The sequence below is a fragment of the Streptomyces sp. L500 genome, from assembly GCF_054551825.1.
The window spans coordinates 218,149-231,028 of sequence record NZ_JBTOLC010000003.1; the positions used below are offsets into that span (position 1 = coordinate 218,149).

The window sequence follows — 12,880 nt, forward strand, 5'->3', positions numbered from 1 at the left end:
GACCCGCAGGACCGGGACCGGCGGGACGGTGTGCCCGACCGGGGGCCGATGGACTCGCTGGACGTCGCCACGGAGGCCACCCGCAGCCTCCAGGGCCTGTCCACGGCGCTCACCGGGCGCGTCCCGCAACTGCTGGAGGCCATGCGCTCGGTCGGCACCGGCATGGAGCTCCACACCACGCTCGACCGCATCTGCCGGACCGCCGCCGAACTCGCCGACGCCCGGTGCGCCGCCATCGGCGTGCTCGACGCCGGCGGCGAGGGGATGTCGGACTTCGTCACCTACGGGGTCGCCGAGGACGAGTACGAGCGCGTCGCGGCCTTTCCCGACGGCCGGCACGCCCTGGGGGTGCCGATCCGGGTCGGGGGCGAGATCTTCGGCAACCTCTACCTCACCGAGAAGCGCGACGGCGGTGAGTTCGGCGTCGCGGACCTGCACATGGTGAAGATCCTGGCGACCGAGGCGGGCATCGCGATCGGCAACGCGCGCGTGCACGAGGAGCGCGGCCAGCGCATGCGCTGGATCGACGGTTCGGTCGCGGTGACGACGGCCCTGCTGTCGGGCAGTGACGCCGAGGACGCGCTCGCGGTCGTCGCCGAACAGGCGCGCAGACTCGCGGACTCGTCCGCCGGCATCGTGCTGCTGCCGGACGGCGAGGGCGGGCTGGAGATGGTCGCCGTCTCCGCCGAGGACCCCGCCGGCCTCCTGGGGACGGTGATACCGCCGCACAGCCCGGTCGTCTCCCAGCTCCTCGCCGGGGAGCCGGTGTTCGTCGACGACTCGGCCACCGACCCGCGCATGATCACGGAGGTCGCCCCGCGGTTCGGCCCGAGCATGCTGCTGCCGCTCAAGAGCGGCGACCGGGTGCTCGGCACGCTCGCCATCCCCCGGCGGCGCGGTGCCCGCAAGTACACGGCCACCGAGCGCGTCCTGGCCACCCAGTTCGCCGCGCAGGCCGCCCTCGCGCTCGTCCTGGCCGAGGCCCAGCGCGACCGGGAGCGGCTGGCCGTCTACGAGGACCGCGACCGGATCGCCCGCGATCTGCACGACCTGGTCATCCAGCGGCTGTTCGCCACCGGGCTGCTGCTGGAGGGCGCCCAGCGGCTCGCCGCCGAGACCGAGGTGCGCAAGAAGGTCGGACAGGCCGTCGACGAGCTGGACGTGACCATCCAGGAGATCCGCACGGCCATCTTCGCGTTGCAGCAGGAGCCCACGGAGGCGCCCGCCGGGCTGCGGACGCGCGTACTGCGCGAGCTGGGCACGGCGGCCGTGCCGCTCGGCTTCCAGCCCTCCGCGAACTTCGTCGGCCCGGTCGACGCGAAGGTCGGCGAGCTCACCGGCAAGAACCTCATCGCCGCGCTGCGGGAGGCGCTCTCCAACGCCTTCCGGCACGCCCGGGCGTCCCGCATCGAGGTGCTGGTCGACGCCACGATCACCTTGCCGGACGGCCGGGAAGGAGTCCGGCTGACCGTCTCCGACGACGGGGTGGGCATCCCGGAGGGCGGCCGCCGCAGCGGGCTGCGCAACCTCGCCAAGCGCGCCGAGTCGCTGGGCGGCTCCAGCTCGTACGGGCCCGGTCTGGGCGAGGACGGGGGCGGTACGCGGGTGGTGTGGGAAGCGCCCCTATAGGACGCCGCCTGCGGCCCTGTGGGTGGCTGAGTTCCTCCGAACGGTCTTCCGCGGGCGCGCCCGGGCGGTACGCCAGTGAAGATCGCGAGCATGCTGCTGCGTTCATATCGCACATGTCGCACTCGCCGTTCGAGACGTTCGAGCGGTTCGTACGGGTGGGCGCACAAGGGTGCGGCGCTGTGCGCGCTCTGCGTGCTGACCCTCCCGCTTGTCGCCGCCGAGCCGTCCTCCGCCGTCCACGCCCCCGAGCGGCTGATGCGCGTCGGCACGGAGGTCGTCCGGCTGGCACGGGAGGCCGGGCGGCTCCGGCAGCGCTACGAGCTCCGGGTGCGCGCCGCGCAGGACCAGCGGGCCCGGGACGAGTGGCTCACCCGGCAATGGGCGGGCCAGCGGTTCTTCACCGTCGCCCTGCGCCGGGACGCGGGGGCCGTGGCCCGGGCGCAGTACCGGACCGGGGGCTTCACCGCCCCGGGCAGCGCCGCGCTCGCCGAGGAGCCCCTGGAGCTGCTGGAGCTCCAGTACCAGGAGACCGACCGGCGCGAGAGGCTCGCGCGGATGCTCATCGAGGCCGACGGCAGGAGCCGCGCGCTGACGGCGGACCGGCTGTCGACGACGGCCTCCCTGCAGGCCCTCAACGAGGAGGCCGCCCGGCTGCGGGTGGAGAAGGCCGCCATGGAGGAGCGGCTGGCGAAGGCCCGGACCGAGCTGAACACCATGGCGGACATGGCCATCCGCAGCGGCCGCTGCACGCCCGTCGACCTCGACGGGCTGCAGAGCGAGCAGGAGGACGCCCAGGACGCCGCCAACCGCCCTCCGGAGGTCTCACGGAGCGGCTGGACGCGTCCCCTGGTCTCCTACGAGCTCACGGCGGGTTTCGGCGGCACCGGCGCCCACTGGGCCAACGGGCACACCGGGCAGGACTTCGCCGTCCCCACCGGCACCCCCGTCCGGGCGGTGGGCGGCGGGACGGTGGTCGCCACGGGGTGCGGGGGGTCGTTCGGGATTAGCGTGGTCATCCGGCACGACGGCGGCTGGTACTCGCAGTACGCGCATCTGTCGGCGCCGCTCATGACCCCGGGACGGCAGGTCCGCGCGGGCGAGTGGATCGGGCTGACCGGGACCACCGGGAACTCCACCGGGCCGCATCTGCACTTCGAGGTCCGTACGACGGCGAACTTCGGTTCGGCCGTCGACCCGGTGCGGTGGCTGCGGGCGCGCGGCGTCGAACTGTGACCGTGGTCCGTAGGCCGCGGCCCGGGGTTCAAACCCGCCGTCCGGGTGATCCGCCGCCCGGGGCCGGAACCGGGTGCCGACGGGGGTTACGGCAGACCGTGCAGGATCTGCTCGATGACCGCCGCCACGCCGTCCTCGGTGTTGGCGGCCGTGCGGAGCGTGGTGGTGGCCAGCACCTCGGGGTGGGCGTTGGCCATGGCGTAGGCGGTGCCCGCCCAGCCGAGCATCTCCAGGTCGTTCGGCATGTCACCGAACGCCACGACCTCGTCGGGGGATATGCCGCGTTCCGCGCAGCACTGGGCCAGCGTGCTGGCCTTGCTCACGCCGGGGCCGCTGATCTCCAGCAGCGCCGTCGGGCTGGAGCGGGTGAACACCCCGTGCTCGCCGGCCACGGCCCGGGCCAGCTCCAGGAACTCGTCCGGGGCCAGCTCGGGGTGGAAGGCGAGCAGCTTGACGACGGGGCCGTGGTCGTCGTCGCTGTTCAGCAGCTCTTCCGCCGGGGCGATCGACGCGTACGGGTCGGTCTGGAAGGGCGGGTAGTGCGGCTCGTAGTGGATGCCCGAGGCGCGCTCGACCGCGAACGAGGCACCGGGGGCGGCGGCGCGCACCGCGTGGACGACCGCGAGGGCGGCGGCGGGCTCCAGCGGACGGATCTTGACGAGCCGGCCGCCGTCGTGGAGATCGACGACCACCGCGCCGTTGGCGCAGATCGCCAGCCCGTGACCGTGCACGTGGTCCCGGACGACGTCCATCCAGCGCACCGGGCGCCCCGTGACGAAGAAGACCTCGACGCCCGCCTCCTCGGCGGCCGCCAGGGCCGCCACCGTGCGGTCGGAGACCGTCTTGTCGTCCCGCAGCAGGGTGCCGTCCAGATCGGTGGCGATCAGCCGGGGCGTGGCGGTGGTCCGGCGCGTGGCCGGGGTCTCGGGCTGCTCGGTAGCGGAAGTCACATTCTCATTCTCGGGCACGTGCCGCCGACATGCGTACAAGCATGCGCGCGAGGTGCCCTCTTGAGCCGGGCGCCGCCGGCCGGTCTCCCCCGTGGCCCGGTTGTCGTACCCAGCGCCTACGCTCGGTGCCATGCGACTGAGCACCGTGATCCTTCCCGACCGCCGCTGGTCCGAGGGCGGCCGTGAGTCCTGGCAGCGAGCCGAGGAACTGGGCTTCCACACGGCGTACACCTATGACCACCTGTCGTGGCGGACCTTCCGCGACGGACCGTGGTTCGGCGCGATACCGACGCTGACGGCGGCGGCGGGCGTCACGTCCAGGATGCGCCTGGGCACCCTCGTCACCTCCCCGAACTTCCGGCACCCGGTCACGCTCGCCAAGGAGCTCATCTCCCTGGACGACATCTCGGGCGGGCGGATCACCCTCGGCGTCGGCGCGGGCGGCTCCGGCTTCGACGCCACGGCGCTGCTGCGGGAGGGGCAGGCGCCGTGGACGCCGCGCGAGCGCGCCGACCGCTTCGCCGAATTCGTACCGCTGCTGGACCGGCTGCTCACCGAGGACGTGGTCACCGCCGAGGGCGAGCACTACGCGGCGCACGAGGTCCGCAACATCCCGGGCTGTGTGCAGCGCCCCCGGCTGCCCTTCGCGGTCGCCGCGACCGGCCCGCGCGGGATGCGGCTCGCCGCGCGCCACGGCCAGGCCTGGGTGACCACGGGCGACCCGAAGATCTACGAGACGGGCACTCCGGAGCAGTCCCGGGCGGCCATCGCCGGGCAGATCGAGCGGCTCGGCATGATCTGCGCCGAAGCCGGGCGGGACGTCGCCGAGCTGCCCAAGGTGATGCTCACCGGCTTCACCCCCGACCGGCCGCTGGACTCCTTCGACGCCTTCGTCGACTTCGCGGGCTCGCACGCGGAGCTGGGCATCGACGAGATCGTGGTGCACTGGCCCATCGCCGATTCGATCTTTGCGGCGGACGTCGCCGTCTTCGAGAAGATCGCGGCGGAGGGGCTCGCGCAGCTCTCCTGATCTCCTGGCCGGGGAGCCCCTCCATTGACGCGGTAGAGAGGGAGAATCGGGTCAGAGGCACCTACTGGGGGGCATGCTCCACTACGGGGGCGTGCTCGCGGAGCCTTGGAGGTCTGCCGTGCAAGGGACCCGATTCGCCCCCGACCGGGGGCTGACCACCCGCATGGTCGGCACGATGTTCCTCATCGGGCTGCTCTACGTGGTCTTCGTGGGTGTGCTGGTGGCGCTGCTGCGCGGGGCCTGGCCGTTCGTCCTGGTCGTCGCGGGCGGCCTGTTCGTCGCCCAGTTCTGGTTCAGCGACCGGATCGCCGCCTTCGGCATGGGCGCCCGGGAGGTCTCCCCACAGGAGGCGCCCGAGCTCCACGGCGCCGTCGACCGGCTCTGCGCGCTCGCCGACATGCCCAAGCCGCGCGTGGCGATAGCGGACAGCGACGTGCCGAACGCCTTCGCCACCGGGCGCGATCAGCGCAACGCCGTGGTCTGTGCGACGACGGGGCTGCTGCGGCGGCTGGAGCCGGAGGAGCTGGAGGGTGTCCTGGCGCATGAGCTCTCCCATGTCGCGCACCGCGATGTCGCCGTGATGACCATCGCGTCCTTCCTGGGCGTCCTCGCCGGGATCATCACGCGGATCGGGCTGTGGGGCGGCCTGCGCCGGGTGGGCGGCCGGGATGCCAACACCGCTCTGATCATGGTGCTGGTACCGCTGGTCAGCGCCGTCGTCTACGCGATCAGCTTCCTCCTGACCAGGATGCTGTCGCGCTACCGCGAGCTCTCCGCCGACCGGGCGGGTGCCCTGCTCACGGGCCGGCCCTCGGCGCTGGCGTCCGCGCTGACCAAGGTCACCGGTCAGATCGCCCGCATTCCGACGCGCGATCTGCGGCAGGCCGAGCCGTTCAACGCCTTCTACTTCGCGCCCGCTCTCAGCAGGGACAGCCTGAGCCTGCTGCTGTCCTCGCACCCGACGCTGGAACAGCGGCTCGATCAACTGGGGCGGATCTCGGCCCAGCTCGGCCGTCCGTGACCTGCCTCCCGACTTGTAGCCGCCCGTGACCCGTGACCGACGACGCGGAGGGAGACGCCGCCCGTGGGCTTCCTGGATGTGATTCTCGGCCGCAGCAAACCGGTCCGCCCCGACCTCGACCAGCTGTTCGCCCTGCCTTCCGCCGCCGTGACACTGCGGGCCGGAGCCGGGTTCACCCCGACCGGGCTGGGCTCGGTGTGCTTCGCCAGCGTCGAAGGAGGAGCGTTCGACCGGATCCGGCGGGACGTCGGGGAACTCCTGGACGCCGACACCGAACGGGGCGGCGTACCCGTGGAGTTCAGCCGGGACTCCTACGGGTACACCTGGCTGCTGGCCCGACGGCCCGCGGACGACACGGCCGCCCTGGTCAACGACTTGCACGCGGTGAACACCCTGCTCCAGGAAGGCGGGTTCGGCCCCCAGCTGCTCTGCTCGCTGATGGGCTTCCGCGACGAGGAGCGTCGCCCGCTCGCCCTGGTCTACCTCTACAAGCGGGGCACCTTCTACCCCTTCGCGCCGGTGGCCGGCGGGGGCGGGGCCGACGTGGCGGACAAGCGGGACAACGAGCTGGAACTACAGGTCAGGGCTCTGCTCGCCGACGATCTCCGGATCGAGGAGGACCTGGGCCGCTGGTTCCCGGTGTGGGGCGCCCCCGGGCTCTGAGCGCGTCAGATCCTGCCCGGAGCGGGCCTCGACCTGCGCCGCGGCCCAGCGTGCCCACTCCTCGTACATGGCGGTGAAGCGCAGGCCGTACTCCAGGGCGAGGCGGCCGTTGACCGACAGCGGGCCCTCGTCCCACTCGACGGACTTCTCCAGCCGCTCCAGGGCCTCGTGCCGGCCGGCGGCCCGCTCGGCCTCGGTGGAGAGGTAGGTGAAGGCTTCCACCGGGGTGAGCTGGTCGAGGAAGAAGACCCGCAGCATCGCCTCGCTGCGGCGCATCCGCTCCGGCTGGGTCTCGGTGAGCCAGCGGTGCAGCTCGGCGAGACCGTCGTCGGTGATGGCGTACTCCTTGCGGCCGCGCGGGCCCTCCGCCGCCACCTCGAGCAGCCCGCCCTTCGCGAGCTTGCCCAACTCGCCGTAGACCTGGCTCTGGGTGGCCGGCCACACGTTGGAGAGCGAGGTCTCGAAGCGCCTCATCAGGTCGTACCCACTGGCGGGGTGGTCGGAGAGCAGTCCCAGCAGCGCGTGTCTCAGGCTCATGACCCCACCCTACATTCCACTCTTGACACGTCAAGGGAGGACCTTCTAGCTTTGACATGTCGAAGTTGGAATGTCGGTCGACGGGGCCGACGCACGGGTGGGCCGGCCGAGGGCCTGGCCGGATCATCTGAGGGAGATCTCCATGAACTATCTGCGCGGCTTCACCCCCTGGATCGCCTTCGCGGCCGTCTCCCCCTTCGGCTGGCAGTGGGCGGCGGTCACCGCTCTGGTGGTGGCGGTGGCGCTGCTGCTGGTGGAGCGCCGGTCGGGCGCCGCGGCCGACTCGCTGATCCTCGAAAGCAGTACGGCCGTTTTCTTCGTCGCCCTCGCCGCCGTGGCCTTCTCCCTTCCTCACAGCGGCCTGCGGCACTACGGCGGCGCCCTCGCGCTGGGCTGGCTCGCCGTGACCGCGTGGGCGACCTTGGCCGTCGGGCGCCCCTTCACCACGGGCATCGCCAGGCGCCAGGCCCCGCCGGAGGTGTGGCACACCACGGTCTTCCGCCGGATCAACGTGGTGATCACGGCCGTCTGGGCGGTGGCGTTCACGCTGACCGCCGCCGCGCTGACCGCCGTGTACGCCGAGGGCCTCGGCTCCGGGGTGTCCATCCCGCTCCAGATCGCCGGGTTCGTGCTGCCCGCGATATTCACCGCCCGCTACCCCGAGCGGGCCCGCGCCCGGATAACCCCGCGCGGCGCCGCCTGACGAGAACCCCGCGAACCCGAGGAGACCGCCGACGGCGAGTGGATCGTGCTCCATGTCATCCGGTACCCGCGTCTCTTCACCGACGAGCGCGGCGAGTCGGCTCGGCCCGCGCTGTGGCGCTGGACCGTCGACCTGACCTGCGGCACGGTGCGCGAGGAGCAACTCGACGATCAACCCTGCGAATTCCCCAGGATCGACGACCGGCCGGCCGGGCCCGACGATCTCGCCGCGCCACCCGTCGCCGCGATACATCTGCCCCAGCGGGTGCCCTATGGCTTCCACGGCAACTGGCTCGCTGACCGCTGACCGCTGACCGCTGACCGCTGACCGCCGATCGCTGACCGCCGCGACCGTCCACGGGCCCCGGCGGGCGGGCTTCCTCGGGGCTCAGGGGCGGGGGAGGAGCCCGTCCATCACGCGGGCCTGTACCTCCCGCTCGGCGGCAGCGGCGATGAAGGCCGCGACGTTCTCGGCCCCGACGAGCGCCTGGACGGCCCGCACGGTCGCGGCGGGCAGCGGCACCTGCTCCAGGGCGGGCGGCTGCTCCCCGGTGGGCTGTCGCTTCACGGCGGGCGGTGCCGTTCGCCGTGTGGCGGGCTCGTGGCCGGTGTCCGGGGCCCATGCGTCCAGGTGCTGCTGGAGGTGTCGGGTGGCCAAGGTCCGCATGGCGCGGGCGAGTTCGGCGTCGACGGTCTGCTGGGCGAGGGGGCGCAGCCGGCGGACGAGGGAGGCGGCCTCGGTGGCCTCCTCGTCGGTGGGGGGATGGTCGAGGAACTGCTGGAAGACGTGTTCGGTGGTGAAGTCGAGGAAACGGGAGGCGATGTGTTCGACGTGAGTACGCAGTTCGCGCAGATGTCCCGAGATGGCGGGCAGGGGAACGCCGGCCGCGTGGAGCTCGACGGCGACGGCGAGTTCCCGGGGGCTGGGCACCAGGAACTCGCCGGGCGAGGAGGGCAGCGGGAGCAGGATGCCGAGGTCGACGGCGTCCGCGACGGCCTCGTCGTCCTGGTGCCCACCGAATCGCCCGTCCAGCTCGGCGCGGGTGATCCGGACGGGTTCCTCGTCCGACCACGGTCCGTCGATCTCGGCGACCAGCCCGAGCACCCCGCCCAGGCCGCGGCCGGTGTCCCAGGCGTCCAGCAGTTCCTTGATGCTGGCGAGGGTGTAGCCGCGGTCGAGGAGTCCGCTGATCTGGCGGAGCCGGGCCAGATGGGTGTCCCGGTAGACGTTGGCCCGGCCGCGCCGCTCCGGTTTGGGCAGCAGTCCGCGGTCCTGGTAGGCGCGGATGGTGCGGACGGTCGTTCCGCTGTGGTGGGCCAGGTCCTCGATCCGGTATTCCGGTTCCGGCACAGGGGTGCTCCTTACGGAAGGCCGCCGTCGGGGGACGGCTCAGGACAGGGCCGCCCGGCCCACCGCGCCCGCCGCGGCACGGGCCGCGGGCGAGGTCGCCAGGTAGTCGAGGGCCTTGCGCAGCGACCCCTCCTGGGAGGGATGGTACGAGCGCCGCGCGTAGCGGGGGACGGCCGAGCCCAGCTCCCGCCAGGTGGGCAGCAGGCCCTTGGTGACGGCCCTGTTGTGCTCACGGAGGGAGTAGCGCAGCCGGCCCGCCAGCCAGGGGTCGTGGCGGATCAGATAGCCCGCGCCCCAGCCCCAGAGGTAGAAGAGCATCGGCGCCGTGATCGCCATGCCGAGCAGCCGGCGGGCGTAGCGGGCGGGGTCCGGGCCGCCGCAGTGCTGGTACATGTCGAAGGCCACCGACCGGTGTTCGACCTCTTCGGCGCCGTGCCAGCGCAGCAGGTCCAGCATCACGGGGTCCGGTTCGGCCTCGTCGAGGGAGTCGGCCCGGAGCACCCAGTCGCCGAGGACCGCGGTGAACTGCTCGACGGCGGCGATCACGGAGAGCCGGAAGCGCAGCCACTCCCGTTCGGAGAGCCGCAGGCCGAACGGGGGGCGGTCGCCGAGCAGGACGTCGAACAGGAAGTCGACGCGCCGGGTGTACGGGCCGGTGTCCAGGCCCTGTTCGGCGAGGTGCTGGAGCACATAGGAGTGCTGGACGCTGTGGGTGGACTCCTGTCCCATGAAGCCCTTCACGTCCTTGAGCAGCGCCTCGTCGCGCACCAGGGGGAGGGCTTCCTTGAAGACCTTGACGAACCACCGCTCACCGGCGGGCAGCAGGAGGTGGAGGACGTTGATGACATGGGTGGCCGTGGGCTCGTCCGGGATCCAGTGCAGGGGCGTGTGCTGCCAGTCGAACGACACGCGCCGCGGGGCTATTCGGTATCTGTCTCTCATGAAGGCGCTCCTCCGGAACGGGAGATCACTCTCGGTGGGGGCGGGGATCCCACGCCGCGGGGATCCGCCCGGAGCGGGGGACCGTTCACAGGCGCGGGTCGATACGGGCGATGCGGCGGCCCAGCGCCGGTGCGAAGCGGGAGATGAGGCGCAGGCCGTGTGCCTCGGGGGCCACGGGCACGACGGGCCGGTCCTCGGCCACGGCCCGGAGGATCGCCTCGGCGACCTTCTCCGGCGGGTAGTCGCGCTTGCCGTAGAGGCGGGCGGTCTTCTCCTGGAGGCGTCGCTGTTCCTCTTCCGGGACGCCCGCGAAGCCCGCGCTCGTCGTGATGGCGGTGTTGACGATGCCGGGGCAGATCGCGCTGACCCCGATGCCCTGCCCGGCGAGCTCGGCCCGCAGGCATTCGCTGAGCATCAGCACGCCGGCCTTGGACGTGGCGTAGGCGGCGAGGGCCTTGGTCGGCTGGAAGGCGGCCGCGGAGGCGGTGTTGACGATGTGGCCGCCCTGGCCGCGCTCGGCCATCTGCCTGCCGAAGGTCCGGCAGCCGTGGATGACGCCCCACAGATTGACGTCGAGGACCTTGCGCCAGTCCTCGGTGGAGGTGGCCATGAAGGAGCCGGAGAAGCCGATGCCGGCATTGTTGACCAGCACGTCCACCACGCCGTACTCGGCGGCGACCTTGGCGGCCAGTTTCTCCATGGCCTGCTCGTCCGAGACGTCGCAGCACTCGGCCCACGCGTCCCGGGCCCCGGTCAGCCGGGCCAGTTCGGCGGTGCGGACCGCGCCCTCCGCGTCCCGGTCGACCGCGACGACGCGCGCTCCGGCTTCCGCGAAGGCGAACGCGGTGGCCCGCCCGATGCCGCTCGCCGCCCCCGTGATCAACACCAGCCGTCCGCCGAACCGGTGGGCGTACGGTCCCTTGCCCGTGGGCACCCGGGCGGGCAGGCCATCGTGGCGGGCGGTCTCCTGAGCGGTGACGAATTCGCTTACCCAGGCGGCGAGTTGGTCGGGGCGGGTGCGGGGCACCCAGTGCCCGGCGGTGAGGGTGCGCCGCACCAGCCGGGGGGCCCAGCGCTCCAGGTCGTCATAGAGGCGCTCGGAGAGGTAGGGGTCGCCGGTCGGGGTGATCAGCTGCACGGGCACATGCGCGTGGGCGTCCGTGCGGGGGCGGCGCAGCCTGGCCCGTACGTTGTCGCGGTAGAGCCAGGCGCCGTGGGCGGCGTCGTCCGGGAGGGAGGCCGTCGGGTAGCCGGCCGGGGCCTGCGGCGGCAGGGTCTCCAGCCGCTCCAGCATCTTGGGCCAGCGCTTGCCGAGGGGGCCGCGCCAGGCGGCCTCCGGGAGGGCGGGGGTGTGGAGGGCGTAGACGTACCAGGAGCGGGCCCCCTGGCCGAGGAGCTGGAGCGTACGGCGCGGGGTGGGTCGCGCGGCCCGTTCCTTGAGCCAGTGCCCGAAGTGGTCCAGGGACGGTCCCGAGATGGAGGTGAAGGAGGCGACGCGGCCCTCGGTGCGCTCGACGGTGACGAATTCCCAACCCTGCACCGATCCCCAGTCGTGCCCGACCAGATGCACGGGGGCGTCGGGGCTCACGGTGTCCACGACGGCCAGGAAGTCGTCGGTGAGCTTCTCCAGGGTGAAGCCGCCGCGCAGCGGTTGTGGCGCGGTGGAGCGGCCGTGGCCCCGCACGTCGTAGAGCACCACGTGGAAGCGGTCGCGCAGCCGCCGGGCGACCTCGGACCAGACCTCCTTGCTGTCGGGATAGCCGTGCAGCAGCACGACCGTGGGGTCGGTGGGTTCGCCCAGTTCCAGGACGCACAGTTCGATCCCGCCCGTGGTGATCCGGCGCTCGCGCGCGCCCTCGCTCTCCAGGCTCATACGGCCGTCCTCTCCTCCTGCCGGCGCCGCACGTGCGGCAGATCGTCGTCCAGCCAGAACGCGCTCTCCTCGGGGTCCCGCGAGTCGGTGACCACCAGGAGTTCCTCGAACTTCACCCCCGTGCCCCGGAAGCCCAGGTGGGGTTCGACCGCCCACAGGCCGGGGTGCGGCGGGTGGTCGGAGCGACGGTGGGGGCTCCACAGCGGTGACCAGCCCTCCCGGTGGCCGCGCAGGGCGTCGGAGGCGAGGCCCTTGAGGGCCTGGGTGCCGAAGCCGAACAGCCGTGGGGACCAGCGGCGCTCCCGCAGCCGGTCCACCTTGTGCGCGATCACACCGAAGGGATAGGCACGATGCCGGTTGACGTAGCCCTGGCGCACCATGAGGCGCTCGACGTCCTCGTAGATCTCCCGGAGCGGGCGGCGCTCGCGCACCTCGCGGAGGATCAGCTCGCGGTGGGCGGCGAGATCGGAGAGCATCCGGTCGTGGAGGGGGTTCGCGCCCAGACACCCGGCGTAGCCGACGTCCGCCGTGAAACCGCCGTGGACCGGCGCCAGGTCGAGGATGAACGGCATCCCCGGCTCCAGCCGCCGCGCGGTGGGAAAGAAGTCCAGCGGCACCCGGAAGCCCGTGAAGGCCGTGCGGTCGCCGAACCAGGCGAAGGGCAGGTGGAACCAGTCGCGGACGCCGCGTTCGCGCAGCCATTCCCGCTGAGCCCGGGCCGCCTCGCGCTCGGTCACCCCGGGGACGAGCCGCGCGGCGACCGCCTCCGCGCAGTCGTACGCGAGTCGCTGCGCCTCCCGGAATCCGCGCAGCTCCGCGGTGCTCATCGAGCTCGTCATGCCGACCGCCACCCTCCGACCGGTTCCGTGACCGGTTCCGCTTCCGGTATCCGAAGTGCGAAGCCCCACAAGAAAGTTGCCAGTGCTGAATGTGACAATGACCGGCGGCT

Annotated in this window: 13 protein-coding genes; 7 read left to right on the forward strand and 6 right to left on the reverse strand. The window is 72.6% G+C overall.

The features are described from left to right. Nucleotides 1–48 precede the first annotated feature (48 nt). Together ACX9I7_RS06200 and ACX9I7_RS06205 are read left to right on the forward strand one after the other, a co-directional pair. Nucleotides 49–1,629 carry a GAF domain-containing protein gene (locus ACX9I7_RS06200; RefSeq protein WP_358634055.1) on the forward strand — a complete coding sequence of 527 codons (1,581 nt, stop codon included), beginning with the start codon at nucleotides 49–51 and terminating at the stop codon, nucleotides 1,627–1,629. A gap of 192 nt (nucleotides 1,630–1,821) precedes the next feature. Continuing rightward, nucleotides 1,822–2,862 (forward strand): M23 family metallopeptidase, encoded by a 1,041-nt coding sequence (locus ACX9I7_RS06205; RefSeq protein WP_387573093.1) that lies wholly within the window; start codon nucleotides 1,822–1,824, stop codon nucleotides 2,860–2,862. 86 nt (nucleotides 2,863–2,948) lie between these two features. On the opposite strand, the gene ACX9I7_RS06210 is transcribed toward ACX9I7_RS06205, so the two are convergent. Beyond that, a complete protein-coding gene (locus ACX9I7_RS06210) occupies nucleotides 2,949–3,812 on the reverse strand; it encodes a Cof-type HAD-IIB family hydrolase (protein WP_459386721.1) in 864 nt (287 codons plus the stop codon). A 130-nt stretch (nucleotides 3,813–3,942) separates the two neighbouring features. Here ACX9I7_RS06210 and ACX9I7_RS06215 point away from each other — a divergent pair, with 130 nt between their 5' ends. The 3 genes from ACX9I7_RS06215 (at nucleotide 3,943) to pspAB (ending at nucleotide 6,526) form a co-directional block, all read left to right on the forward strand. Beyond that, nucleotides 3,943–4,842: an LLM class flavin-dependent oxidoreductase gene (locus ACX9I7_RS06215; protein WP_387573099.1), complete on the forward strand. Its 900-nt coding sequence runs from the start codon at nucleotides 3,943–3,945 to the stop codon at nucleotides 4,840–4,842. 118 nt (nucleotides 4,843–4,960) lie between these two features. Beyond that, the gene (htpX, locus tag ACX9I7_RS06220) at nucleotides 4,961–5,863 is read left to right on the forward strand and encodes a zinc metalloprotease HtpX (RefSeq protein ID WP_459386722.1); all 903 of its coding nucleotides are present in this window, start codon (nucleotides 4,961–4,963) and stop codon (nucleotides 5,861–5,863) included. A 63-nt stretch (nucleotides 5,864–5,926) separates the two neighbouring features. After that, nucleotides 5,927–6,526, forward strand: a complete 600-nt coding sequence (gene pspAB / locus ACX9I7_RS06225; protein WP_459386723.1) for a PspA-associated protein PspAB — start codon at nucleotides 5,927–5,929, stop codon at nucleotides 6,524–6,526. Here pspAB and ACX9I7_RS06230 read toward each other — a convergent pair. Next, a complete protein-coding gene (locus ACX9I7_RS06230; protein ID WP_387573108.1) occupies nucleotides 6,437–7,063 on the reverse strand; it encodes a PadR family transcriptional regulator in 627 nt (208 codons plus the stop codon). The genes pspAB and ACX9I7_RS06230 overlap by 90 nt on opposite strands. Before the next feature lie 142 nt (nucleotides 7,064–7,205). Between ACX9I7_RS06230 and ACX9I7_RS06235 the strand changes: the two genes are divergently transcribed. Continuing rightward, nucleotides 7,206–7,766, forward strand: coding sequence for a hypothetical protein (locus ACX9I7_RS06235; protein WP_459386724.1), 561 nt, complete (start codon nucleotides 7,206–7,208; stop codon nucleotides 7,764–7,766). Nucleotides 7,767–7,808: 42 nt separating this feature from the next. Continuing rightward, nucleotides 7,809–8,072 (forward strand): carotenoid oxygenase family protein, encoded by a 264-nt coding sequence (locus tag ACX9I7_RS06240; protein WP_459386745.1) that lies wholly within the window; start codon nucleotides 7,809–7,811, stop codon nucleotides 8,070–8,072. 81 nt (nucleotides 8,073–8,153) lie between these two features. On the opposite strand, the gene ACX9I7_RS06245 is transcribed toward ACX9I7_RS06240, so the two are convergent. From ACX9I7_RS06245 to ACX9I7_RS06260, 4 genes are all read right to left on the reverse strand, one after another. Next, complete coding sequence (locus ACX9I7_RS06245; protein ID WP_459386725.1) at nucleotides 8,154–9,116, reverse strand: MerR family transcriptional regulator; 963 nt, start codon at nucleotides 9,114–9,116, stop codon at nucleotides 8,154–8,156. 39 nt (nucleotides 9,117–9,155) lie between these two features. After that, nucleotides 9,156–10,058 carry a metal-dependent hydrolase gene (locus ACX9I7_RS06250; protein WP_459386726.1) on the reverse strand — a complete coding sequence of 301 codons (903 nt, stop codon included), beginning with the start codon at nucleotides 10,056–10,058 and terminating at the stop codon, nucleotides 9,156–9,158. Nucleotides 10,059–10,143: 85 nt separating this feature from the next. Next, entirely contained in the window at nucleotides 10,144–11,931 is a 1,788-nt protein-coding gene (locus ACX9I7_RS06255; RefSeq protein WP_387573119.1) for an SDR family oxidoreductase, read from the reverse strand. Beyond that, a complete protein-coding gene (locus ACX9I7_RS06260) occupies nucleotides 11,928–12,770 on the reverse strand; it encodes a M24 family metallopeptidase (RefSeq protein ID WP_358634006.1) in 843 nt (280 codons plus the stop codon). The genes ACX9I7_RS06255 and ACX9I7_RS06260 overlap by 4 nt, the downstream gene beginning before the upstream one ends. Nucleotides 12,771–12,880 lie beyond the last annotated feature (110 nt).

Excerpts from the sequence above, each read along its gene's own strand:
- ACX9I7_RS06215 (WP_387573099.1), top strand. The coding sequence starts at position 3,943 with ATGCGACTGAGCACCGTGATCCTTCCCGACCGCCGCTGGTCCGAGGGC.
- ACX9I7_RS06200 (WP_358634055.1), top strand. The coding sequence starts at position 49 with ATGGACTCGCTGGACGTCGCCACGGAGGCCACCCGCAGCCTCCAGGGC.
- ACX9I7_RS06250 (WP_459386726.1), bottom strand. The coding sequence starts at position 10,058 with ATGAGAGACAGATACCGAATAGCCCCGCGGCGCGTGTCGTTCGACTGG.
- ACX9I7_RS06255 (WP_387573119.1), bottom strand. The coding sequence starts at position 11,931 with ATGAGCCTGGAGAGCGAGGGCGCGCGCGAGCGCCGGATCACCACGGGC.
- ACX9I7_RS06230 (WP_387573108.1), bottom strand. The coding sequence starts at position 7,063 with ATGAGCCTGAGACACGCGCTGCTGGGACTGCTCTCCGACCACCCCGCC.
- ACX9I7_RS06235 (WP_459386724.1), top strand. The coding sequence starts at position 7,206 with ATGAACTATCTGCGCGGCTTCACCCCCTGGATCGCCTTCGCGGCCGTC.
- ACX9I7_RS06260 (WP_358634006.1), bottom strand. The coding sequence starts at position 12,770 with ATGACGAGCTCGATGAGCACCGCGGAGCTGCGCGGATTCCGGGAGGCG.